This is a genomic window from Streptomyces sp. NPDC006643, assembly GCF_042870175.1.
Classification (GTDB): domain Bacteria; phylum Actinomycetota; class Actinomycetes; order Streptomycetales; family Streptomycetaceae; genus Streptomyces.
In genome coordinates this window covers 57,176-81,071 of the sequence record NZ_JBIAHA010000015.1, presented here as the reverse complement: position 1 = coordinate 81,071, position 23,896 = coordinate 57,176, and the positions used below count along the sequence as shown (strand labels likewise).

Here is a 23,896-nt window from a genome sequence, read left to right as displayed (position 1 = left end):
CACGATCACGCCAAGCTCACGATCACGCGAATTTCACGACTACGGGAAGTTCACGATGTTCGACGGGACGGTCGACGTGCCCGACGTCGGTGCCCCGATGCTGTTGATCACGTGGTTGTACTGGCCCATACCGCCGAGTGAGACGACCAGGATGTTGTGGAACTTCACCCCTGGCTTCACCGGTGCCTGGAATCCGTGCTCCTGACGGATGTTCGGATCCGATGTGTAGTTGCAGTAGCTGCCCATCGCCCAGCCCTCATGGGTGACGACCGAGTCGTCCACCTTGTAGCCGGCGTAGCCCTGGATGCTGCCGTTCTGGATGGCGGCCTGGTTCGGGGCGTCGTACGCCTTCTCGTTCTGGAAGAAGATCGTCCGGCCGCGTTCTCCGCTCCATCGCACGTCGTACTTGTTGAAGTGCTCGACGAACAGACCGGTGGCGAGCACGTCGTCGCCGTTCACCTGGAGTCCGTAGTCGGCGCGGTTGGTCTCCCAGCCCACACCGTCACCGTGGTCGGCGCGCCAGATCCAGGTGTGGTCGATGATCGTGTCGTCGCTGTTGACGACCATGCTGGTGGTGGCCTTGCCCGGGCCGGCGCCGCCGATCCGGATGAAGACGTCCTGCACGGTCGTCGGGTTGGCGGAGTGGTCCGCCGACGCGTTCTGCGGGCCTACCTCCAGCAGCGTCGGCGAGTTGACCGGTCCGGCGTCGATCAGGAAGCCGGCCAGCTTCACGCCGTCGACGTCGGCGACCTTCATCGCCGTCACCCCGTTGTCCGGGATGATCGTGGCGTAACCGAGGCCGAGGACCACGGTGTTCGCCCGGTTGACGTTGATGGTCTGGTCGACGTGGTAGATGCCCGGGGTGAAGAGCAGGTGCAGGCCCTGGGCGAGCGCGGCGTTGATCGTGGCCGCCGAGGCGCCCGGCTTGACGACGTAGAACTGGTCCAGCGGCAGGGACTCGCCCTGCGGGGTGCCGTTCCAGGAGACGCCGCGGGCGTTGGTGCGCTTGGCCGGGACGAAGACCTTGTACGTGTTGCCGTCCAGGTAGAGGAACGGCTTCTCGCGTGAGGTCGGGGTGTTGTTCAGCGTGGTGTACGGCGGGTTCGGGAAGGACTGCGCGGGCGCGCCCTCGACCCCGGAGAACGCCATGTTCCAGACGCCGTTGCCCCAGCCGCCGATGGCGCTGTCGCGGGTGTACCACTGCTGCTGCGAGTAGGGCGTGATCTGGCCGTCGACCTTGCTGTCGGCGATGTAGCCGCCGCTGGCCCAGCCGTAGCCGTTCGGCGCGAGGTTGAGCCCGCCCTTGACGTGCATACGGCGGAACGGGGCGGCCTGCGCGACGGCCCAGCGGTTGCTGCCGCTGACCGGGTTGAGCGCGAGGTTCTCCGCCGAGCGCCAGAAGTTCTGGGTCGCGTTGCCGTTGAACCAGCCGGCGTCGACCGTCACGTCACCGTTGATGTTCGTGTCGTCGGGCTTGAGGCCGAGACCGGAGATCGAGGTGTAGAAGCCGAGTTGGGCGTTGAGGTTGTTGTACGTGCCCGGCTTGAAGAGGAGTTGGTAGCGGCCGGTGCCGAACTGGGCCGACTCCTGCTGCCGGAAGATCGTGTCGAGCGTGCCCTGGATGTTGGGCGTCGAGGGGTCGAAGACCTTGACGTTGGGGCCGAGGTCGCCGCCGCCCTGGATCGGTCCGCCGGGACCGGTGCCGCTCTCGCCGTACACCTGGAACTCCCAGAGCGAGTAGCCGTACTGGGTGGCGCGGGTGGTGCCGGTCAGCTTCACGTAGCGGGCGGTGCCGGAGACGTTCAGCGTCTCGTTGCCGCCGGGGCCCGTGGTGGTGGAGTACGCGCTCGTCCAGCTGGTGCCGTTCGTGGACAGCTCGATCTTGTACGCCCTGGCGTACGCCGCCTCCCAGCGGAGTACGACCTGGCTGACCGCGACCGACGAGCCGAGGTCGATCTGGATCCACTGCGGATCGGCTGCGGCGCTCGACCAGCGGGTGCCGTTGTCGCCGTCGACGGCGGCGCCGGCCGGGGTGCCGCCGTTCTCCGTGCTGGAGACGGTCACCGGCTTGCCCTGGGAGAGCAGGGTCGGCGCGGCACTCGCGGCGGTGGTGGAGGGGATGAGCATCAGCAGGGAGGCGATGAGGGTGGCGGCGACGGACGCGGCGATCCCGCGGCGGCGCACGGACGCGGGTCTCCGGAACACCGGAAGAACGGACGGCGGAGCGTGCATGGGCAGGTCTCCTGAAGTCTCGGACGACGAGGGGAAGTTCGGGACGTACGGCGGAGAGCGCTCTCTCGTTACGGCAGATGGTTCTCCCGTGTTTCGTACACGTCAAGAGTTGTGCACGCACCGGCCGTCGCGGGTTGCCTTCCGATCAACAACTAACCGACTCCGCGGGGCTTTTGCTCCCGTTCGCGACGTGTTCGGCGGAGTGTGCGTTCAGGTCCTGACAGCGCGGACCGGGCGGGCGCCGCGTACGGCGTCCCGCTCCGACGGCGGCGATCGGGCGGCGCGGGGACGTGACCAGAAGTGGTCACACGGGCGATCGAAATCGACCTCTGAACGGGCCCATTCGTACGGTTAGACTCACGCGTCACACCGGGAACAGCTGGGGAGGCAGCGCCGATGGCGCAGGCAAAGAAGATCGTGCTCTACGTGCTGGCCGTCTTCGTGCTGTACACGATCATCACCTCACCCAAAAAGGCGGCCGACCTCGTCGAGGTGGGCTTCGAGGGCATATCGAGCGCCGCCGAAGGTGTCGGCGAGTTCATGACCGAGCTCGTACAGTAGCCGCGACCGGGGCCGCCGCAGTCCCCGTCCGCCCCCGGCCCGACCGCACCCCCTCAGGAGACCCCCGTGATCCGCCACCTGGTCCTCTTCAAGCTCAACGAGGGCGTCTCGCGCGACGAGCCCCGCGTCGTCGCCGGCGTACGGGCCTTCGAGGAGCTGGGCGACAGGATCCCGGAGCTCCGGCAGTGGGAGTGCGCCTGGAACATCAGCGACCGGCCGATCGCCCAGGACTTCGCCATCAACGCGGCGGTCGACGACGCCGAGGCGCTGACCCGTTATCTGGAGCACCCGGACCATCAGGCGGGCGTCGGTCAGTGGCGCGAGTTCGCCACCTGGGTGATCGCCGACTACGAGTTCTGATCGGTTCCGACCGCTCCCGCGCCTCACGTCCCACCGGGCGCCCCCGCCCGTGGTCCTCCTGGCCCCATGCCTCACCGGCGTGGGGCTTTTCGAGTTTGAACAGCGGTTTCCTCGTCAACACGGAGTTTTCTGGTGCTTGCACACAGTGGGCATGTCTTGTGATGCTATGACCGCTTTTGACGGATGAGTTGACCGTAGTTGACCGCAAAGGGGTGGCGTGACCGTGCCGGCCAGTACAACGCCTCAAATGCCGCCCCAGATCGAGCCCCGAGCTGAGGCGCCCCTCGTCGAGACCCCGAGCGAGAACGAGCCCCGGCCGTCGACGCCGGGGACCCGGGGCGCCGACACCAGGGCGCTGACGCAGCTGCTCTTCTCGCAGATCAAGGACCTGGAGCGGGGCAGCCCCGAGCACACCCGCGTACGCAGCGCGCTCATCGAGGCGAATCTGCCGCTCGTGCGCTACGCCGCCGCCCGCTTCCGCAGCCGTAACGAGCCGATGGAGGACGTCGTCCAGGTCGGCACGATCGGTCTGATCAACGCGATCGACCGGTTCGACCCCGACCGGGGCGTGCAGTTCCCGACCTTCGCGATGCCGACCGTCGTCGGCGAGATCAAGCGCTACTTCCGCGACAACGTGCGGACCGTCCACGTACCGCGCCGGCTGCACGAGCTGTGGGTCCAGGTCACCGGCGCCACCGAGGATCTGACGACGGCTCACGGCCGCTCCCCCACGACCGCCGAGATCGCCGCGCGGCTGAAGATCTCTGAGGAGGAGGTCCTCGCCTGCATCGAGGCGGGCCGGTCGTACCACGCCACGTCGCTGGAGGCGGCCCAGGAGGGCGACGGGCTGCCGGGACTGCTCGACCGGCTCGGCTACGAGGACCCCGCGCTGGCCGGCGTCGAGCACCGCGATCTGGTCCGGCATCTGCTCGTCCAGCTGCCCGAGCGGGAACAGCGCATCCTGATGCTGCGCTACTACAACAACCTGACGCAGTCGCAGATCAGCCAGGAACTGGGCGTCTCCCAGATGCATGTGTCACGGCTGCTGGCGCGAAGCTTCGCGCGTTTGCGATCCGCAAACAGGATCGAGGCGTAGCTCTTCCGGGTAGTAACCCCGCAGCGCCCCCACCGGCAGCAAATTCGCATACCCCCTTATTCCGGTGCAGATATGTCGACTTGGCGCTACAGCGTGTTGACGACATGTGACATTCTGCTGGAACCGCGTTTGCCGCAGTCCCACCGCCGGTATTCAGGTGGAGGCTGCGTTCCTTCGACGGGAGCGGCCACCGCGACCGTCAGCGACCTCAAGGGGGTGGCATGTCCGTAGAACAGGGCAGCTCGAAGGTGCTCACGCTCAACAAGAGCGACCAGGCACCGCAGGCACCGGATGCACCGGATGCTCTCGACCGCGTGGCCGAACCGAGCGTGGCCGAACCGCGCGTGTCCCAGCCGGAAGCCATCGACACCCGCACTCTGTCCCGCTCCCTGTTCCTGCGGCTCGCCGTGCTCGCCCAGGACAGCCCGGAGCGCACCTACGTACGTGACACCCTCATCGAGCTGAATCTGCCCCTGGTGCGTTACGCGGCGGCCCGGTTCCGCAGCCGTAACGAGCCGATGGAGGACATCGTCCAGGTCGGCACGATCGGCCTCATCAAGGCGATCGACCGGTTCGACTGCGAACGGGGCGTGGAATTCCCCACGTTCGCGATGCCGACCGTCGTCGGCGAGATCAAGCGCTTCTTCCGCGACACCTCGTGGTCGGTCCGCGTGCCCCGCCGGCTCCAGGAGCTGCGCCTGGCGCTGACGAAGGCCAGCGACGAGCTGGCGCAGAAGCTGGACCGCTCGCCCACCGTTCCCGAACTCGCCCTGGTGCTGGGGGTGTCGGAGGAGGACGTGGTCGACGGCCTCGCGGTCGGGAACGCGTACACGGCCTCCTCGCTGGACTCCCCGTCACCCGAGGACGACGGCGGCGAGGGCTCGCTGGCGGACCGTCTGGGGTACGAGGACACGGCCCTGGAGGGCGTGGAGTACCGCGAGTCGCTGAAGCCGCTGCTGGCCAAACTCCCGCCCCGGGAGCGGCAGATCATCATGCTGCGCTTCTTCGCGAACATGACGCAGTCCCAGATCGGCGAAGAGGTCGGCATCTCGCAGATGCATGTCTCACGCCTGCTGACCCGCACGCTGGCGCAGCTGCGGGACGGGCTGATCGCGGACTGAGAGCGGGCGTCACCGCGAGGACGGCCTCCGAGGTCATCGTCGGAGTGCGGTCGACGCGGTGGCGCCCCGCGCTGAGCGGAGCGCCACCGCCAGGAGATCGTGGGTACTGCCCGCGGTCAGCCGAGCGCGAGCCAGGCGACGGCGCCCAGGATCACGACCACGGCCACGACGCCGGCGATCAGTCCGGTTTTCGATCCGCTCCGCTGTGGCGCCTGTCGACTCGCCGGCTCACCCTCGTCGACGAAGGCGCGGAACATCTGGGTGCTGCCCGCGGGGTCGGGATTTCCCTCGGGGCCCTGCGGGGCATGGGGGTTGTGTGCCATGTGGCAGGACCCTAGCGAACGCGGCTCCGCCGCCCAACCCCCGGGGCCACCCCAAGCCCAACTCGGGCCTCCCGCCCCCTCCGTGGACCATTGACCTCGCATATGCGAAGCCTTTTGGGTTCCTTTACTCCTGATGCCCTCTTTTAGTTTGCCTTCAGCAACCAACCGCTTCTATGGTTGCCCTAAGCAACAACATGTACGCGACATGCGCACGGGGTCCTCGGAGGGGTCATGGCCGCCAAGAGTCAGTACGCGGAACTGGCCCGCCAGCTCAGTGCCATCGGCGCCGTGAAACGGGGGCTCGCCCGCGTCCTGCCGCCCGACTGTCCGGGCGGCTCCGCGGCCGTCATGACCCTGCTGGAGCGGCACGGCGACATGCGGATGAGCGGCCTCGCCGATCTTCTGGCCGTGAATATGTCCGTGACCAGCAGACATGTGGCCCACGCGGTGGAGCGCGGCTGGATCGAGCGCGTACCCGACCTGGACGACCGGCGGTCCCGCATCCTGCGGCTCACCCCGGCGGGCCGCGAACTGCTCGACGAACTCGCGCGCCGGACGACCGAGACATTCGCCCGCGCGCTGTCCGACTGGACCGACGACGAGGTCGGACAGCTCAACACCATGCTGGCCCGCCTGCGTGAGAACTTCGGCGACTGCCGGCCGGGCCGTTACGACGACAGCCCCGGTTCGTACGCCCGTACACCCCCGATCTCCGCACAAGAGACGTAAGACAAAGGAATTCAATGGCTACGACCACCACACCAACGGGTGTACGGGGCGGCCACGCCAAGCACGGCGGCGGCTCACCCGCCCCCGCCGCTCCCGGCACGCCGATGACACACCGCCAGATCATGGAGGCGCTCTCCGGGCTGCTGCTCGGCATGTTCGTGGCGATCCTCTCGTCCACGGTCGTCACCAACGCCCTGCCCGAGATCATCTCCGACCTCGGCGGCGGCCAGAGCGCGTACACCTGGGTGGTGACCGCCTCGCTCCTGGCGATGACGGCCACCACTCCCCTGTGGGGCAAGCTCGCCGACCTGTTCAGCAAGAAGCTGCTGGTCCAGATAGCACTGACCCTCTACGTGGTCGCCTCGGCGGCGGCCGGACTGTCCCAGAGCGCGGGGACGCTGATCGTCTTCCGCGTCATCCAGGGCATCGGCGTCGGCGGTCTCACCGCCCTCGCCCAGATCATCATGGCCGCGATGATCGCCCCGCGGGAGCGCGGGCGCTACAGCGGATACCTCGGCGCGACCTTCGCCGTCGCCACCGTCGGCGGCCCGCTCATCGGCGGTGTCATCACCGACACGTCATGGCTCGGCTGGCGCTGGTGCTTCTACGTCGGCGTCCCCTTCGCCGTCATCGCGCTGATCGTGCTCCAGAAGACCCTCAACCTCCCGGTGGTCAAGCGCAAGGTCAAGATCGACTGGACCGGCGCGTTCCTCATCAGCGCGGCCGTCTCGCTGCTGCTGCTCTGGGTCACCTTCGCCGGTGACAAGTACGACTGGGTCTCCTGGCAGACGTACACGATGCTCGCCGGCACGGTCGTCCTTGGCGCCCTCTTCCTGCTCACCGAGTCGCGGGCGAGCGAGCCGATCATCCCGTTGCGCCTCTTCCGCAACCGGACGATCACCCTTGCCTCGCTGGCCTCGCTGTTCGTCGGTATCGCGATGTTCGCGGGCACCGTCTTCTTCAGCCAGTACTTCCAGCTCGCGCGTGACAAGTCGCCGACGATGTCCGGCGTGATGACCATCCCGATGATCGGCGGTCTCTTCCTCTCGTCGACGGTCTCGGGCCTGATCATCACCAAGACGGGACGGTGGAAGGCCTGGCTGGTCAGCGGTGGTGTGCTGGTGACGGCCGGACTCGGGCTGCTGGGCACGATCCGGTACGACACCGAGTACTGGCACATCGCGGGCTTCATGGCGATCATGGGCCTCGGCATCGGCATGATGATGCAGAACCTGGTGCTCTGCACCCAGAACCAGGTCTCCCCTCAAGACCTGGGCGCCGCGAGTTCCGTCGTCACCTTCTTCCGCTCGCTCGGCGGCGCGATCGGCGTCTCGGCGCTGGGCGCGGTGCTCGGCAACCGGGTCGCCGGCTATGTCAAGGACGGTCTCGCCGACCTCGGCCCGGAGGGCGCGGCGGCCGGCCACGCCGGAACGGGCGGCGGGGGCATCCCGGATCTGGACACGCTGCCCGGACCGATGCGGACCGTCGTGGAGGCGGCGTACGGGCACGGTGTCGCCGATGTCTTCCTGTTCTCGGCGCCGGCCGCGCTGCTCGCGTTCCTCGTGACGCTGTTCATCAAGGAGGTCGCGTTGAAGACGCGTGCGGCGAATGACGCGGTGGAGAGCCTGGAGAACGCGCCTGCCGAGTCGGGTGTGCCGGTCGAGTCGGCTGTGCCGCTCGCCGTCGCCGCCGAGGGGGCCACGACGGTCCTCACGGCGGGCGCACAGGGCACGTCGGGCGCAGCGGGTACACAGGGCACCTCGGGCGCGCCAGGCACCGTCGGCATCCCCGTGCACGGCGTCGTACGCGGCGGCGAGGGCGGAGCCGTGCCACGGGCGGCCGTCACCCTCATCTCCTCGACCGGGCGCCAGTTGGGCCGCGCGGTCGCCGGTGACGACGGCGGCTACACGGTCGACGCGCCGGAGTCCGGCGCGTACGTCCTGATCGCCTCGGCCGACGGCTTCCAGCCGCAGGCCGCCACGGTGGCCGTGGGCGCGGAGCCGCTGGCGTACGACATCCTGCTCGCCGGTACGAGCGGCCTCACCGGCACCGTACGGAGCGCGGAGGGCGATATCCCCGTCGAGGGCGCGATGGTCGTCGTGGCCGACGTACGCGGCGATGTGCTGGCGACCGGCAAGTCGGGCGCGGAGGGCGAGTTCGCCTTCGCGGAGCTGCTGCCCGGCTCGGTGACGGTCGCCGTCAACGCCGCCGGCTTCCGCCCGCTGGCCCTGCCGGTGGAGATCGGCGCCCAGGGCGTGACCCGCGTCGAGGCGGTGCTGCGGTCGGGCGCGCTCGTCCGGGGCACGGTCCGGGCGGGTGCCGACCGGCGTCCGCTGCCGGACGCCCGTGTCACGCTGATCGACGCGGCCGGGAACGTGGTCGCCACAGCGACGACCGGGGACGACGGGGTGTACGGCTTCGCGGACCTGGACGCGGGCGAGTACACGGTCATGGCGACCGGCTACCCGCCGGTGGCCGGTGCGCTGACGGTGGCCGGGCACGGCGTCGACGGCCACGACATCGAGCTGACGCACGCGGGCGAGTAGTACGCCGCGTGCGGACCGAAGCCCCCGGACGGGCGCGTTCCCCAGCGGAGACGCGTCCCGTCCGGTGGAAAGGGGCCCCGGTGACGGTGGCGGCAGCCTGGGGACGGCATGTCGTCACCGCGCCGGGGCCCATCTCCTGACCACCCATGAGCCAGTTGGACCTGACGAACCGCACGAGCCGCACGGGCCGCACGGGGACCGCGAACGAGGAGAGAAACGCCATGGGACTTCGCGCACAGGTACGGACACCGGACGGCTGGGCCGTCCAGCACGCCGCCGTGACCCTGACCGACCGGACCGGCGCGCAGGTCGTGCGCGCCGACGCGGACGCCGACGGTGACGTGGTCGCCGATGTGCCGCTGGCGCCGGGTCCTTACACCGTGATCGTGACGGCCATCGGCTACGCGCCCGCCGCCGCGACCGCGTTCGTGACCTCCACCGGTGTCGCCGACGCCGGGACGGTCGTCCTGACCCGGCAGGGCGGCGTCGAACTGCCGCCGCCCGGTGTGTGGAACATCGACCCCGCCCACTCGTCGGTGGCCACCGTCGCCCAGCACCTCGGATTCTCCAGCGTGCGGGGGCACTTCGGCGAGTTCGGCGGGCGGATCGAGATCTCGGCGGTGCCGGAGCGTTCCCGGGTGGACGCGGTCATCGACGCGGCGAGCGTCGACACCGGCAACGACATGCGGGACAAGCATCTGCGGTCGCCGGACTTCCTGGACGTGGCACGGTTCCCGGAGATCACGTACCACAGCACGGGCGTCAGCCAGTCGGGTCCGGACCGCTGGTCGGTACGGGGTGAGCTGGCGATGCACGGAGTCGTACGGAAGGTGGCGCTGGACCTGTCGTACCTCGGGACCGGCCCCGACCCGTGGGGCGGGGTGCGGGCCGGCTTCCGCGCGACGACGGAGCTGCGCCGTGACGACTTCGCCATGAACTACAACCAGGTCGTACGGGCGGGGATCTCGGCGATCGGCACGACGCTGCGGGTGGAACTCGACATCCAGGCGGTCCTTGAGGTCGCTCCGCGGGAGACGGCCGGGTCGTAGGCTGCGGGGTATGGCACCGAACATCGCGACCAACACCACCGTGGGGCTGGAAGAGTTGCTGGACTTCGTCCGGCCCAGGCACCACGCGATCCTGCTGACCACCCGTTCCGACGGCCGCCCCCAGGGCTCGCCGCTGACCTGCGGCGTCGACGACTCGGGACGGATCGTCGTCTCCACCTACCCGGAGCGCGCCAAGACGCGGAACGCGAAGCGTGACCCGCGCGCGAGCGTGATCGTGCTGTCGGACAGCTGGGACGGGCCGTGGGTGCAGATCGACGGTACGGCGGAGGTGCTGGACGTCCCGGAGTCGGTCGAGCCGCTGGTCGAGTACTTCCGCAACATCTCCGGGGAGCACCCGGACTGGGACGAGTACCGCGAGGCGATGGTGCGGCAGGGCAAGTCGATCATCCGCATCACGCCGGAGCGGTGGAGCCCGATCGCGACGGGCGGCTTCCCGGCGCGACTGGCCCCGCCCTCGTAACGGGGCTGGCGGCGGTCAGCCGCGTTCGCGCATCGTCTCGATGCCCGCGACGAGGACTTCGAGCGCGAACGTGAAGTCCCGTTCGCGCATCTCCTCGACCGTCTCGCCGCCGCGCGCCGCCATCAGCTCCTCCGCGTGGTCGAACCGGCCCTGGTACTCGGGCTGTTGGTGGATCGATCCCATGGCGTGCCGGTGGTACTGGTCCTGTGTCATGCCCGCCTCGGCGCACCGCTGGACGAAGTGGCCCTCGATCGTGCCGAAGCCGTACACGAACTGGAAGACGGCGGACAGCGCGCCCATCTGGCGGTGCGCGGGCAGGCCGGTGCGGCGGATGACCCGTTGCACGGCGGTGGAGAACTCCATCGAATGCGGGCCGATGTTGAGGAACTTGCCGACGAGGGGCGAGACCCAGGGGTGCCGGACCAGCAGGGCCCGGTAGCTGACGGCGAGTTCGCGCAGCTCGTCACGCCAGCCGGTCTCCGCGTCCGTGGCCGCGTCCGTCACCGCGTCCGTCACCGCGTCCGTCGCCGCGTCCGTGGCCGCGCGCTCCTGCGCCTCCCCGTCGGGCGCCGCCCCGCCGGGCGTGCCGATCTCCGTGTAGACGGAGTCCAGGGCGAGTTCGAGGAGGTCGTCCTTGGTGTCCACGTACCAGTACAGGGACATCGCCGTCACACCCAGCTCGGCCGCCAGCCGCCGCATGGAGAACTTGGCCGGGCCCTCCGCGTCGAGCAGCCGTACCGAGACCTCGGTGATCCGGTCCCTGTCGAGCCCGGTGGGATGGTCGGAACGTTCGTTCTTCCGGCCTCGGGCCGCCGGTTTCCCCTCCAGCCATACGCTGGTCCGCAGGGGCTGCCCGGCCTTGTCGGCTGCCGACTCCATGGATGAGCCTCCTCGGTTCCTCGGCCCGTTCGTGCGGATCCGATGCTATGCCGCCGATGTCCCCGGCCGGTCGGCCCGTTCGGCACGGCGCAGCAGGAGCGCGGCGAGCAGTCCGCCCGCGAGCACCGCCACCGCGCCCGCCAACTGGCTTGTCTCCAGCCCCCGGGCGAACGCGTCGGAGATGCCGGCCCGCTCCGCGTCCCCGCCGGGGCCCGCCTCGACGGCCGCGAGCGCGGCGGGCAGCGAGGACGCGCCCACGGCGGCGGGTACGAGCGCGGCGAACCGGGAGTTCAGTACCGCGCCGAGTACGGCGACCCCCAGACCGTTGCCGAACTCGGCCAGCGTGCCGTTGACACCCGCGCCCACGCCCGCCTTCTCGGGCGGGATCGCGCTCATGATGGCGTTGGCCATGACGGGCATCGAGAGCGCGACGCCCACGCCCATCACGACGAGTCCCACCAGCATCCCGCGGTAGCCGTCGGCGCCGAGTACGGCGATGGCCGCGAGCCCGGCGGCCACCAGGGACATGCCGACGGCGATGGTGAGCGGCGTGCCCATCTTCCCCGCGAGCCATGGTCCGAGGCCCGTGAGGTTGAGCGCGACGACGGTGACGGCGAGCGGGGCCGTACGCAGTCCGGCGTCCAACGGGCCGTATCCAAGCACGAATTGCAGATGCTGCGTGAGCAGGAACAGCGAGCCCGTCATGCCGAAGGCGACGAGGACCGCGCCCGCGACGGCGCCGACGAAGCGCCGGTTGCGGAAGAAGTGCATGTCGAGCATGGGATACGGGATGTGCCTCTCCCAGGCCACGAAGGCGCCCAGGACCAGGACGCCGACCGCCGCCGGGAGCAGCACCCGGCCGGATGTCCAGCCGTGGTCGGGGCCGGAGATGATCGCGTACACGACGGCGGTCATGCCGATCACGGAGAGCAGCGCGCCCAGCAGGTCGGGGCGGTCGCCCTGGCGGCTGCTGGATTCCGGTACGAGCGCGACGACGGCGACCAGGCCGAGCACGACGACCGGGATGTTGATGAGGAAGATCGCGCCCCACCAGTAGTGGTCGAGCACGGCGCCGCCGAGCACCGGTCCGGCGGCGAAGCCCAGTGAACTGACCGTCGACCAGAGGGCGATGGCCTTGACGCGCTCCTCGTCGTCGAAGATCTGGACGATGACGGCGAGGGTGGTGGTGATCAACAGGGCGCCGCCGACGCCCATTCCGGCGCGGGCGGCGATCAACTGGCCCGAGGACTGGGCGAGTCCGGCGGCCAGCGAGCCCACGCCGAACAGCGCGAGGCCGGCGATGAGCATCTTCTTGCGGCCGTAGCGGTCGGCGGCGTTGCCGGCGGTGAGCAGGAGGCCGGACTGGACGAGCGAGTAGGCGTTGATCATCCACTGGACGTCGGCGGTCGACGCGTGCAGTTCGGTGGTGAGGGAGGGGATCGCGACGCTGAGGACGGTGTTGTCGAGGAGCACCGTGAGCTGGGCGAGGCAGATGACGCCGAGGATCAGCCAGCGCTGGGGGTGGCGGCCGGGGGCCGCCGAGGGAGCGGCGGTGCGGGTGTCGGCGGCCGGCGCCTTCATACGGAGACTCCTCTACGGTGTACGGGACCGAGTGGCCCCGCACACCGTACAAGGAACTCCCTTACGCCGTATAGCTACTTTTCGGCGGTCAGGTCGTACAGCGTCATGCCGCCCACGGTGACCTCCTTGTACGTGGACTGCACCCAGTCGGCGATCGCCGAACCGGAACCGTTCCGGCCGCCGCCACCGCCACCGCCACCGAAGCCACCCCCGCCGAGGAAGTAGTGGATCTTTCCCTCGGCGACGTACCGCTTGAACTGCTCAAGCGTCGGGGACGGGTCGCTGCCGTTGAAGCCGCCGATCGCCATCACCGGTTCCCCGGCGGCGAGTTGGTTGCTCGCGGCGTTCTGCGAGCCCGTCGTCGCGGCGACCCAGGTGTAGTCGTCGGCGTCCTCGCGCAGCGCCGTGACGACCTCGGCGCTGACGGCCTGGCCGTCGAGCAGCCCCGACATACCGCCGCCGCCGAATCCGCCGCCACCGCCTCGCTGCGGGGCCCCACCACCGCCCTGGGGGGCCTGGCCGGCCTGGGCACCACCCGGGGCCTGGCCCCCGCCGGGGAGTTGCCCCCCGCCGGGACGCGCGGGGCGTTCGGCGCCACCGCCCATAGGACCGCCGCCCCCGCCGCCCCCACCGAAACCGCCGCGTGCCACCGCCGGACCCGCCGTGACGATCGACCCGGAGTGCGGGGTGCCGACCGTCGACAGCGTGTACGCGAGCGGGGCCGCCAGCGACGCGGCGAGCGCCAGCACCACGGCACCCGTGGTGAGCCGGGGAGTGAGCGTCCGCAGGCGTCCGTCCCGGCCGAGCCGGCCCACGACCGCCAGCGCCACGGCCGCGATCAGCCCGCCGGCCAGTACCGCCCAGCGCAGCCACGGCACATAGTCCGGCGTACGCCCCAGCAGCACGAACGCCCACACCGCCGTCCCGGCCACCGCCGCACCGAGCGCGGCCGACGCGAGCGGCTTCGCACGCTCCTCCCACAGCAGCGTCGCCCCCATGCCGACGAGGGCGGCGATGTACGGCGCGAGCGCCACCGTGTAGTACTCGTGGAAGATCCCCGCCATGAAGCTGAAAACCCCGGCCGTCATGAGCAGCGCACCGCCCCAGACCAGGAACGCGGCGCGCGCGCTGTCCGTGCGCCCGGCCCGCCGGGTCAGCACCAGACCGACGACGAGCAGGAACAGCGCGGCGGGCAGCAGCCACGAGATCTGACCGCCGATGCCGTCGCTGAACATCCGGCCGAGCCCGCTCTCACCACCGCGCCGCCCGCCTCCGCCGCCTCCGCCGCCGACACTGCCGACCTCCTCGCCGTTGATACGGCCAAGTCCGTTGTAGCCAAAGGTGAGTTCGAGGAAGGAGTTGGTCTGCGAGCCGCCGATGTACGGGCGGGACGCGGCCGGCCACAGCTCGACGATCGCGACCCACCAGCCGCCGCTGGCCACCAAAGCCAGCCCGGCGGCGGCCAGTTGACCGATCCTGCGCCGTACCGGCGTGGGCGCGCACACCGCGTACACGAGGGCGAGCGGCGGCAGGATCAGAAACGCCTGAAGCGTCTTCGTCAGGAACGCGAAGCCCAACGCGGCACCCGCCCACACCAGCCAGCGCGTCCGGGCGTCCTCCAGCGCGCGCAGCACGCAGTAGACCGTGACGGTCATCAGCAGCGCGAGGAGCGCGTCGGGGTTGTTGAAGCGGAACATCAGCGCGGCGACGGGTGTGAGCGCGAGCACGCCGGCCGCGATCAGCCCGGCCGGGGCGCTGAAGCGGCGGCGTACGGCCGCGTACAGCACCGCTACGGTGCCGACACCCATCAGCGCCTCGGGCACCAGGATCTGCCACGAACCGAGGCCGAACAGCCGCACCGACAGGGCCATCGGCCACAGCGCGGCCGGGGGTTTGTCGACGGTGATGGAGTTCGCCGCGTCGGACGAGCCGAAGAAGAAGGCCTTCCAGCTCTCGCCGCCCGCCTGAACGGCGGCGGAGTAGAAGGAGTTGGCGTAACCGGAGTCGCCGAGACTCCAGAGGTTGACGACCAGCGCCGCGAGGAGGAGGGCGAGGAAGGCGGGGCGTACCCAGGGCGCGTCCTCGGGCCTGCCCCGGCGGAGACGGACCGGCAGGGGCACGGCGGGGCGGGCCGGTGCGGTGCCCGGTGCGCCGGGGTGCGGGGCGTGGGTCATCGGGCGCTCCGTTCCTGTGTGCGGGCCTCGTGTGCGTGGGGCTTCTCGTCGCCGCCGCGCCGGTCGGGGAAGACCCACGCGCGGAAGAGAAGGAAACGCAGCACCGTCGCCGCGAGGTTGGCGGAGATCAGTACGGCCAGCTCGGTGCCGTGCGCGGGATTCCCGGACGCCGCGTCGAGCGCGGCCAGCGAGCCGCTGGTCAGCGCCAGCCCGATACCGAAGACGACGAGACCCTGCGCCTGGTGACGCACGGCCCGCTCCCGGCCGCGTACGCCGAACGTCAGCCGGCGATTGGCCGCGGTGTTCGCGACCGCCGAGACCAACAGCGCGGCAGCGTTTGCCGCTTGAGGCCCGGAGGCCGTACGGAAGAGCGAGTACAGCAGCAGATAGAAGAGCGTCGACAGCGCGCCGACGACACAGAAGCCGACCAGCTGGCGCGCGAGTCCGCCGGGCACACCGCTGATCGCGCGGTCCCGCGGGTCGTCGCCGAACGGCCGGGCGAGCCGGTCGAGCGGCAGCGCGCCGACCGCGAGCGCGCGGCCCACCCGCCAGACGCCCTTGAGGTCGTCGACGGCCGTACTCACGATGTGCACCCGGCTGTCCGGGTCGTCGACCCAGTCGACCGGCACCTCGTGGATCCGCAGCCCGGCCCGCTCGGCGAGCACCAGCAGCTCGGTGTCGAAGAACCACCCGGTGTCCTCGACCATCGGCAGCAGCCGCTCGGCGACTTCGCGCCGTATCGCCTTGAAGCCGCACTGCGCGTCGCTGAAGCGCGCGGAGAGCGAGGACTTGAGGATCAGGTTGTACGCGCGCGAGATGAACTCCCGCTTGGGGCCGCGCACCACACGCGACGAGCGCGCGAGCCGTGACCCGATCGCCAGGTCCGAGTGGCCCGAGATCAGCGGCGCGACGAGCGGCAGGAGCGCGTTGAGGTCGGTGGACAGGTCGACGTCCATGTACGCGAGGACGGGGGAGTCGGAGTGCGACCACACGGTCCGCAGCGCCCGCCCCCGCCCCTTCTCCTCCAGCCGGTACGCCGTGACCCCGGTCATCGACGCGGCGAGCCGGGCCGCCACGGCGGGTGTGCGGTCGGTGCTGGCGTTGTCGGCGACGGTGATACGGAAGCGGTACGGGAAGGTGCGGGCGAGATGGTCGTGGAGCCGGCGTACGCACGGCTCCAGGTCTCGCTCCTCGTTGTGGACGGGGATCACCACGTCGAGCACGGGGACGCCGGTGGGGGCCCCCGCGTCGGGCGCTTCGACCGGGAGATGCTCCCTGGCCGGGAGGCTGCCCCACGGAGTGTCGGTGTCTGTTCTCATGCGACCGACACTCGGCGGTCAGGCTGTCACCGCAGTGTGCTGAGCCTGTGGTGCGACTGTGAGTCGGGGGCGGTCGTGTCGGGGGCGTTGACGCCGTCGCGGGCGGCCGGTAGGCGCACGGTGAAGACGGTGCGGCGGCCGGGCTCGCTGCGTACGTGGACGTCCCCGCCGTGCGCGGTGACGACGGCCTGCACGATGGCGAGACCGAGACCGGTGGAATCGGCGTTCGGGGCGTTCGGGGCGTTCGGGGCGTGCGACGGGCCGACGTCGGCGCCGGTGCGGGTGCGGGTGCCGGCGCGGGTGCGGGACGCGTCGCCGCGCGCGAAGCGTTCGAAGACGTGCGGGAGGAGGGCGGGCGGGATGCCGGGCCCGTCGTCCGCCACATCGACGAGGACGTACGGGTCGGGGTCGGACGGTCCGAGGCCGGATGCCGTCCGTACGGTCGCCGTGACGGTCGTCCCCGGCGGGGTGTGCGTACGGGCGTTGGCCAGCAGATTCACGAGCACCTGCTGGAGCCGGGTGGCGTCGCCACGTACGAGTCCGGGCTCGTCCGGCAGCTCAAGTCGCCAGTGGTGGTCCTGCCCGGCGGCCCGCGCGTCGCTGAGCGCGTCCACCACGAGCGGGACGAGATCGACCGTCTCGTACGCGAGCGGCCGTCCGGCGTCGAGCCGGGCCAGCAGCAGCAGATCGTCGACCAGCCCGGTCATCCGCTCCGCCTCGGCCTCGATCCGGCCGAGCGCGTGCCGGGTGTCGGGCCCGATCTTCTCCCGGCCGCGCCGGGTGAGTTCGGCGTAACCACGGATGGAGGCGAGCGGTGTCCGCAGCTCATGGCTGGCGTCGGCGACGAACCGCCGTACGCGCGTCTCGCTCTCCTGCCGCGCGACGAGCGCCGAACCGACGTGCCCCAGCATCCTGTTGAGCGCGGCGCCGACCTGGCCGACCTCGGTGCGCGGATCGGCCTCCGTGTCCGGCAGCCGGGTCAGCGGGGCCACCTCGCCGCTGTGCAGGGGGAGTTCGGAGACGAGGGTGGCGGTGGTGGCGACGCGCCGCAGGGGCCGCAGCGCCACCCCGACCAGGACTCCGCCCGCGATCCCGGCGGCGACGAGACCGGCGACGGTGACGCAGATCTCCACGACGATCAGGGTCGCGAGGGTGTCCTGGACATCGCTGAGCGGGACGCCGACGAGGAAGGCGCCGTTGACGCCGGCGACGTACTCGACGCGGTAGTCGCCCAGGTCGGCGAGGGTCACCGTGTGCGAGTCGCCGTCGCGCGGGACCGAGGCGAGCGCGGCCGTCTCGGAGTCGGTGAGCGCGTGCCCGGTGACCTGCTGGCCGCCCTGGTCGTCCCCGCCGCTCTGGGCGCTGATCATGCCCTGGCCGATGTCACCCGGACCGCTGCCGGTCAGCTCGACGCCGACCGTGCCGATCGGCGCGCCGCCGCCGGTGATGGTCCTGAGCGGCTCCTTGCCCTTCGAAGGACGGGGCTGCGGGAGGCCGTTCGGCGGCGGTTCGTCCCGGCTGTGCGGGCCGGCGGCGCGCTGGGCGATGGCATGGACCTGGGCATCGAGCTGGTCGTACTGGTACGAGCGGAAGGCGATGGTCGTCACCGCGCCGATCACCGCCGCGACGACCGCGATGAGCGAGACGGCGGACACGACGAGGCGGGTGCGCAGGGACCAGCGCTTCGACGCGGTACGGGGAGACGTACGCGGCCGGCACCCACCCCGTACTCGACCCCACATCGCCGCCATCGCAGCCGTCGCCGCCGCCATGGTCACTCTCCCGGCTTGATCAAATACCCCGCGCCGCGCCGTGTGTGGATCATCGGCGGGTGGCCGAGGTCGATCTTCCGTCGCAGGTAGGAGATGTACAGCTCCACGACATTCGCCTGCCCGCCGAAGTCGTACGACCACACGCGGTCGAGGATCTGGGCCTTGCTCAGCACCCGCCGCGGGTTGCGCATCAGGAAGCGCAGCAGCTCGAACTCCGTCGCCGTGAGATGGATGGACCGCCCCGCCCGGCTGACGTCGTGGCTGTCCTCGTCGAGCGAGAGGTCACCGACGACCAGCACCGATTCGCTGCGTACGGACGCGGTGCCGGAGCGCCGTATGAGCCCGCGGAGCCGTGCCACGACCTCCTCCAGACTGAAGGGCTTGGTGACGTAGTCGTCACCGCCCGCCGTGAGCCCGGCGATCCGGTCCTCCACCGCGTCCTTCGCGGTGAGGAAGAGGACGGGCACCTGCGGCAGCTCCTGGCGCAGCCGCCCGAGGACGGCGATGCCGTCCATGTCGGGCAGCATCACGTCCAGCACCACCGCGTCGGGCCGGAACTCCCGCGCCGAGCGCACGGCGCCCGCGCCGTCACCGGCGCTGCGGACGTCCCACCCCTCGTAGCGCAGGGTCATGGACATCAGCTCGGCGAGCGAGGCTTCGTCGTCCACGACAAGGACCCGGACGGGGCTGCCGTCCGGCTTGATCATCTCGGTGCGCCCCCTGGGCGAGGTGACGGTCATGCTGCCCACCCTGCGGAGTCCGGGTGAGAAGGGTCTTGCCGCTTCCTGTGAATTCCCTGAGAACGGGCGGGCTTCCCGTCGGCCGCTCACACCGCGGAGCGCCGCTCAGCACCGCTCAGCGCCACTCAGCGCCGCTCAGCGGAAACGGCGCGCCTCGGTCCTGCTCTCCCGCCGGCCCGCGTAACGCTCCTTGCGGTTGCCGGTCTTCGCCCACTCCTGCCGCTCCTTGATGTGGGAGCGCACCTTGCATCCGGCGCAGCAGGGCCGGGCGATCAGCGCGGCGAGGGTCGGCACCCACCGGCAGCGGGTGTCCGTTTCGTCCCGTGCGGGAGCGGCCGGCAGATCGCAGGGGCCGTGACGGTGATCGTGAACGGGCAGGGGGTGGTGCTCCGCGTGGCGGACCCACGGCGGCTTGGTCTTGTCCGTGCGGGACATCTCGTTCCTCTCGGAACCCGCCGCCCGTGCTCCCGGAGCTTCCGGGCGGGCGGCTAGGTCGTGCACGTGGTCCGCGTCACGCCCTCACACCCCTTCCTCGGTGGTGAACTCCGGTGAACTGTGTTGAACACCCAATGAGATTACGGAAATAACTGCCGCCCGGCCACGCCTTTCGGACCACGCCGATGGGACAGTGACCGTGCTGTCAGACCCTGACCGCGCTGTCAGACCTTGCCGGTGTCGTCCAGCCCGAAGAGGCGGACCCCGTTCCCGTAACAGACCGCGCGCGTCCAGGCGTCGCCCAGTCCGAGCCGTTCGAGGACCTCCAGCTGGTGGAGGTAGGGATACGGGATGTTGGGGAAGTCCGACCCGAGCAGGATCCGGTCCCCCAGGTCCGCGAGCCGGGCCTTGGCCTCAGCCCCGGCCGGGAAGGGCGCGAACGCCTCGCTGAAGTCGGTGAACGCCATCGTCGTGTCGAGCAGGACCCCGTCGTACCGGTCGGCCAGGTCCAGGAAGTCCGTGTACTCCGGCATCCCCATGTGCGCGACGACGAGCCGCAGCCTCGGATGGCGCGCGAGCAGCCGCCCGACGGGTTCGGGCCCGGTGAACTTGCCGGGCTGCGGCCCCGATCCGCAGTGCATGACGACCGGCACAGCGGCGTCGGCGAGCAACCCCCAGACCCGGTCGAGCCGTTCGTCGTTGGGGTCGTAACCCCCCACCTGGAGATGCGACTTGAAGATCCGCGCGCCGGAGTCGACGGCCTCGCGCACGTAAGTCTCCACGCCGTCCTCGGGGAAGAGGGTCGCGGTCTGGAGGCAGTCGGGCACGCGCGCGGCGAAGCCGGCGGCCCAGCCGTTGAGCCAGTCGGCCATGCCGGGCTTGTGGGGGTAGAGCATCGAGGTGTACGCGCGTACGCCGAACGCCCGCAGGAGCGCGACGCGTTGGTCCTCCTCGTGCCGGTAGGTGATGGGCCACTCCATGCCGGTGAGGGGGCCGGCGCTGTCGAAGTACGCCCATACCTTCCGCAGGACGCGGTCGGGCATGAAGTGCGTGTGCACGTCGACGAGTCCGGGCAGCGAGAGCCGCTCCCGGAACTCCCGCACGGCCTGGATCTCCCTCTCCGCCTGGTTCTCTGTCGCGGCCTGGATCTCCGTCGCGGCCTGGTTCTCGGCGGCTGCTTGATCATCCATCCCTCTACCCTCCGATCCGGGGGCCGTGCTGTCCAGGGGCACCGAGGTGCGGCCGGTCACGGTCAGAACAGGCCGTCCTGCACGGAAGCGCCCGCGCTCCCCACGTCCCGTACGGGCACGGTCACACCCGCCCCGCCGTCGCCCGCCCCCGCCCCCGTCAGCTCCCAGCCCCGCACGAGCCGGGTGTCGAGCACGAGCACGCCGCTGTCCCCGCACTCCAGGTGCAGATCGGGCCCGGCGGCGGCGACCAGCCGCCCGGCGACGCGCCCTCCGTCGGCCAGTTCACCGATCACGCCGGTCACGGGCGGGGTGCCGGCCAGCCCGAACACCTCCAGATGATCGACCGGTTCTAGATCCGCCCGCTCCAACGACTCGGGCCACCCGGCGAGCGCGACGGCCCGCCCGTACAACTCCCGTACCTCCTCGGCCCGTTCGCTTTCGTCGGCGGGCAGGGTGGCGCGTACGGCACGCTTCGCGGCGTACGGCACCCGGTCCGGCACACCCAGCGCCGTACGCAGCAACTCCTCGGTCCGCCGCGCCGCCATCAGCGGCCCGCGCCCGAGCCGGGTGAACACGACGGCGCCCTGTTCGAGCAGCCGCGCCGACCCGCGCGCCTCGGCGGTGATCCCGACCTTCACCATGCCTGGCCCGAACCAGGCCAGATAGACGGTGTACGGCTGCGGATCGTCCGCCACGGTGTCGGCGGCCACCGACCGCGACCGGTCGAGCCGCGCGCAGTCCGGGCACTGCCCGCCGGTACTCCGCCCGCCGACGACGGCACCGACCGGACACCCCTGCCGCCGCACCCCGGCACACCGCCGCACCCCGCCGGCCCGGAACCCCAGCTCCCGCCCGTACCGGAGCGCACTGCGCCGCTCCCGCCCGGCGCCGTCCCGCCACACCAGCTCACCACCGCCGGGGCCCCACCGCACCCCGTCGCACCACCACCCCATACGCGCTCCCCGAACTGCTAGAACTACCGGATGCCGCCGCTGCCCCCCACCCTCCACCATGTCCGCTTCCAGTCCCCGACCCGGAGCCCGCGCGGCCACTTCCCGGGCATCTTCGCGCCGGCCAACGGGCTGGCACGGGACGGCAGACTCACGCCGGAGCAGTGGAGGTTCTGGCGTACGAACAACGACTGGTACGACGCGGCGTACCAGGACCCCGCGAAGGTCGATCCGACGGTCTACGACCACGACATCAACCCGGGCGCGGAGGCCTGGTTCAAGTCGACGGCCTGAGTCGGTCAGAGGTCAGCGGTCAGCGGCCGGCGGCCGGCGGCCGGCAGTCAGCGGTCGGAGGCCAGCGCCGGCGCCGGCGCGAAGGTGACGTCGGCCGCCCGAGCGACCACCTCGACCTCGTCGCCGAGCGCCCACTCGGCGACGCGCGACACCGTCGCGGCCGGGACGGCCTCGCTGATGCCCTCGACGGCGGGGGCGTCGTACGTCGCGTGGGCGTCGTGCGGCAGTACGACGCGGTACCCGCGCGCCAGGGCGGTCCGCGCGGTGGCCGACACGCACATCTCGGACATCACCCCGCACACGGCGATCCCCCTCACCCCGGCGGCCACCAACACCCCACCGAGCGGCGTCCCTTCGAACCCGTCGTCCCGCTTCTTCCGCACGACGACTTCGCGGTCCCCCGCCGCGACGGGCAGCGCGAGTTCCCACCCCGGGGTCCCGGCCTCGTCATCGGCCCCGTCGGGCCCGTCGTTCTGGAGATGCACGACGAGCACCCCACGCTCGCGCGCCCGCCGCAGCATCCCCTCGATCGCCTCCCGCACCGGCCGGGCGGCGGGCACGGCGCCCTCGCCGGTGAAGAAGGCGGTCTGCACATCGACAACGACCAGTGCCTGCACGTCAGCAGCAACGTCACTCATCCCGCGATGATCGCCCGCACGGCCGCCCCCGACAAACGCTTATCGGAACCAGGGAGGGGCGACGCGGTCACTGGAGCCAGGAACTCTCCGGACCGCCGAAGAGTTCGCCGGGCGCGGCGAGCAGAACCGTACGCAGTGGTGTGTCGAGCCAGGCCGGATCGACGGCGAGGCCCGTCGTGCGTTCCATGAGCGCGAACGATTCGGCACCGAGGGTGCCCATGGCGAAGGCGACCCCCTCCGCCCAGCCCGGAACCTCGAACCCGGGGTCCGCCCAGGGCCCGTCCTCCACCTCCGCGGGGTCGAACGCGCCGTCGACCCGCCCGTCCGTCGCGCGCATGACCTGGTAGCGCGCGTTGACGTCCCAGTGGACGCTGAAGAACTCGCCGCCGTCCGCCGACGCGCGCCGGGCGATCTCCGGCAGGCTGCCGTGGTACCCCCACTCGATGGCCACGACGTGTTCCTTGCTGGTGACCACCCGCAGCAGCTCGTACTCCTCGTACAGATGGTCCGCCTGTTCGTCGGCGGCTTCGGCGAACGTCATGAGCCGCGACTCCCCGGGGTCCCCGCCGAACGCCCGGATCACGTCGTCCTCGGACTTTCCGGCGACCACGGAGACCGTGCACGCCTCCAGCGAGTTCGCGTCGGCCCACGCGTACCGAGCAACGAGGTCTTCCCACACCGCGGCGTCTCCCTGGGTTCGAGCGCGTTCGCCTACGTGACGGCGCGTGGCGGCGCACTCTACAGACCGCGCGGGACGGAACGATCACCCCACTCAGGCCCGCGGAATGTCCCGCCCGGTCGGCCGGTACTCGATCAGCAGCACGCGCGCGTCCAGGGCCCGCGTGCCGACCAGTTCCAGCTCGGCCGCCGCCACGCCCGCGAAGAAGGGTTCACGGCCCGACGCCCCCACGAGCAGCGGAAATGTCATCAGCCGGAGCCGGTCGACGAGTCCCGCGTCGAGGAGCTGGCGGGCGACGGAGAGACTGCCCATGGTGCGCAGCGGCACATCGCTCTCCGTCTTGAGACGGCCCACCTCGGCGACCAGATCACCACGGCAGAGGCGGGTGTTCGGCCACGAGACGCTCTCCAACGTCGTTGAGAACACGACCGCGTTCAGCTCACTCATCCGCCGCCACGACTCGTCGCGCGCCTCCTCGGGCAGCCCCGCCAGCGCCTCGTACGTACGCCGCCCGAAGACGACCAGTTGCGGCAGGGCCGACTCGGCGGCGACCCACTCGGCCAGTTCCGGACCGTCGTAGCCGAAGAATCCCGGCGAGTCCTCCGCGCCGGCCCATCCGTCGGCCGAGAGGAACACGTCGACGGTCAGTGGCTGTGTGCTCATGGCTGTCCTTTCACGAACCCGTGTCTCGGATCCCTTCCACAGGGGACGTCGGAGCCACGCCGCCGTTCTCGACACCGGCCTCAC

Annotated in this window: 22 protein-coding genes and 1 pseudogene; 9 read left to right on the top strand and 14 right to left on the bottom strand. The window is 71.0% G+C overall.

Annotated elements, in window-relative coordinates; all coding sequences use genetic code 11:
* Positions 1-39: 39 nt before the first annotated feature.
* Positions 40-2,127, bottom strand: a complete 2,088-nt coding sequence (locus tag ACFYNU_RS21080; protein WP_356590704.1) for a discoidin domain-containing protein — start codon at positions 2,125-2,127, stop codon at positions 40-42.
* Positions 2,128-2,628: 501 nt separating this feature from the next.
* On the opposite strand from ACFYNU_RS21080, the gene ACFYNU_RS21075 reads away from it, so the two are divergent.
* The 4 genes from ACFYNU_RS21075 to ACFYNU_RS21060 all read left to right on the top strand — a co-directional run bounded on the left by ACFYNU_RS21075 (position 2,629) and on the right by ACFYNU_RS21060 (position 5,370).
* Entirely contained in the window at positions 2,629-2,793 is a 165-nt protein-coding gene (locus tag ACFYNU_RS21075) for a hypothetical protein (protein ID WP_356590548.1), read from the top strand.
* 66 nt (positions 2,794-2,859) lie between these two features.
* Entirely contained in the window at positions 2,860-3,153 is a 294-nt protein-coding gene (locus ACFYNU_RS21070; RefSeq protein WP_356590547.1) for a Dabb family protein, read from the top strand.
* Between the two features lie 223 nt (positions 3,154-3,376).
* Positions 3,377-4,249, top strand: coding sequence for an RNA polymerase sigma factor SigF (locus ACFYNU_RS21065; RefSeq protein ID WP_079128367.1), 873 nt, complete (start codon positions 3,377-3,379; stop codon positions 4,247-4,249).
* A gap of 221 nt (positions 4,250-4,470) precedes the next feature.
* Positions 4,471-5,370 carry an RNA polymerase sigma factor SigF gene (locus ACFYNU_RS21060; protein WP_356590545.1) on the top strand — a complete coding sequence of 300 codons (900 nt, stop codon included), beginning with the start codon at positions 4,471-4,473 and terminating at the stop codon, positions 5,368-5,370.
* Positions 5,371-5,486: 116 nt separating this feature from the next.
* On the opposite strand, the gene ACFYNU_RS21055 is transcribed toward ACFYNU_RS21060, so the two are convergent.
* Positions 5,487-5,693: a hypothetical protein gene (locus ACFYNU_RS21055; protein WP_356590543.1), complete on the bottom strand. Its 207-nt coding sequence runs from the start codon at positions 5,691-5,693 to the stop codon at positions 5,487-5,489.
* Between the two features lie 231 nt (positions 5,694-5,924).
* On the opposite strand from ACFYNU_RS21055, the gene ACFYNU_RS21050 reads away from it, so the two are divergent.
* The 4 genes from ACFYNU_RS21050 (at position 5,925) to ACFYNU_RS21035 (ending at position 10,498) form a co-directional block, all read left to right on the top strand.
* The gene (locus ACFYNU_RS21050; protein ID WP_356590541.1) at positions 5,925-6,422 is read left to right on the top strand and encodes a MarR family transcriptional regulator; all 498 of its coding nucleotides are present in this window, start codon (positions 5,925-5,927) and stop codon (positions 6,420-6,422) included.
* Between the two features lie 14 nt (positions 6,423-6,436).
* Positions 6,437-8,968: an MFS transporter gene (locus ACFYNU_RS21045; protein WP_356590539.1), complete on the top strand. Its 2,532-nt coding sequence runs from the start codon at positions 6,437-6,439 to the stop codon at positions 8,966-8,968.
* A gap of 221 nt (positions 8,969-9,189) precedes the next feature.
* Positions 9,190-10,017, top strand: coding sequence for a YceI family protein (locus tag ACFYNU_RS21040; protein ID WP_356590537.1), 828 nt, complete (start codon positions 9,190-9,192; stop codon positions 10,015-10,017).
* A gap of 10 nt (positions 10,018-10,027) precedes the next feature.
* A complete protein-coding gene (locus ACFYNU_RS21035) occupies positions 10,028-10,498 on the top strand; it encodes a PPOX class F420-dependent oxidoreductase (RefSeq protein ID WP_356590535.1) in 471 nt (156 codons plus the stop codon).
* 15 nt (positions 10,499-10,513) lie between these two features.
* Here ACFYNU_RS21035 and ACFYNU_RS21030 read toward each other — a convergent pair whose 3' ends face one another.
* The 9 genes from ACFYNU_RS21030 to ACFYNU_RS20990 form a co-directional block, all read right to left on the bottom strand.
* Positions 10,514-11,377, bottom strand: a complete 864-nt coding sequence (locus ACFYNU_RS21030; RefSeq protein ID WP_356590533.1) for a TetR/AcrR family transcriptional regulator — start codon at positions 11,375-11,377, stop codon at positions 10,514-10,516.
* Positions 11,378-11,422: 45 nt separating this feature from the next.
* Positions 11,423-12,958, bottom strand: coding sequence for an MFS transporter (locus ACFYNU_RS21025; RefSeq protein WP_356590531.1), 1,536 nt, complete (start codon positions 12,956-12,958; stop codon positions 11,423-11,425).
* 74 nt (positions 12,959-13,032) lie between these two features.
* A complete protein-coding gene (locus ACFYNU_RS21020; protein WP_356590529.1) occupies positions 13,033-15,132 on the bottom strand; it encodes a glycosyltransferase family 39 protein in 2,100 nt (699 codons plus the stop codon).
* On the bottom strand, positions 15,129-16,451 hold the full coding sequence (locus ACFYNU_RS21015) for a glycosyltransferase (RefSeq protein WP_356590527.1): 1,323 nt from the start codon (positions 16,449-16,451) through the stop codon (positions 15,129-15,131). Before ACFYNU_RS21015 ends, ACFYNU_RS21020 begins: the two co-directional genes overlap by 4 nt.
* Positions 16,452-16,477: 26 nt before the next feature.
* Positions 16,478-18,193: a HAMP domain-containing sensor histidine kinase gene (locus tag ACFYNU_RS21010; RefSeq protein WP_356590702.1), complete on the bottom strand. Its 1,716-nt coding sequence runs from the start codon at positions 18,191-18,193 to the stop codon at positions 16,478-16,480.
* Between the two features lie 32 nt (positions 18,194-18,225).
* Positions 18,226-18,963, bottom strand: coding sequence for a response regulator transcription factor (locus tag ACFYNU_RS21005; protein ID WP_356590525.1), 738 nt, complete (start codon positions 18,961-18,963; stop codon positions 18,226-18,228).
* Positions 18,964-19,098: 135 nt separating this feature from the next.
* Positions 19,099-19,398, bottom strand: a complete 300-nt coding sequence (locus ACFYNU_RS21000) for a hypothetical protein (RefSeq protein WP_356590523.1) — start codon at positions 19,396-19,398, stop codon at positions 19,099-19,101.
* Positions 19,399-19,622: 224 nt separating this feature from the next.
* Complete coding sequence (locus tag ACFYNU_RS20995) at positions 19,623-20,588, bottom strand: amidohydrolase family protein (protein WP_356590521.1); 966 nt, start codon at positions 20,586-20,588, stop codon at positions 19,623-19,625.
* A gap of 62 nt (positions 20,589-20,650) precedes the next feature.
* The gene (locus tag ACFYNU_RS20990) at positions 20,651-21,541 is read right to left on the bottom strand and encodes a DUF2797 domain-containing protein (RefSeq protein ID WP_356590519.1); all 891 of its coding nucleotides are present in this window, start codon (positions 21,539-21,541) and stop codon (positions 20,651-20,653) included.
* Between the two features lie 30 nt (positions 21,542-21,571).
* Here ACFYNU_RS20990 and ACFYNU_RS20985 point away from each other — a divergent pair.
* Positions 21,572-21,829 (top strand): annotated as a pseudogene (locus tag ACFYNU_RS20985) (hypothetical protein); the annotation flags it as partial.
* A gap of 50 nt (positions 21,830-21,879) precedes the next feature.
* On the opposite strand, the gene ACFYNU_RS20980 reads toward ACFYNU_RS20985, so the two are convergent.
* The 3 genes from ACFYNU_RS20980 to ACFYNU_RS20970 form a co-directional block, all read right to left on the bottom strand.
* The gene (locus ACFYNU_RS20980) at positions 21,880-22,470 is read right to left on the bottom strand and encodes an isochorismatase family protein (protein ID WP_356590517.1); all 591 of its coding nucleotides are present in this window, start codon (positions 22,468-22,470) and stop codon (positions 21,880-21,882) included.
* Positions 22,471-22,537: 67 nt separating this feature from the next.
* Positions 22,538-23,149, bottom strand: coding sequence for a DUF6461 domain-containing protein (locus ACFYNU_RS20975; RefSeq protein ID WP_356590515.1), 612 nt, complete (start codon positions 23,147-23,149; stop codon positions 22,538-22,540).
* A gap of 93 nt (positions 23,150-23,242) precedes the next feature.
* Positions 23,243-23,812, bottom strand: a complete 570-nt coding sequence (locus ACFYNU_RS20970; RefSeq protein ID WP_356590513.1) for a dihydrofolate reductase family protein — start codon at positions 23,810-23,812, stop codon at positions 23,243-23,245.
* Between the last annotated feature and the right edge of the window lie 84 nt (positions 23,813-23,896).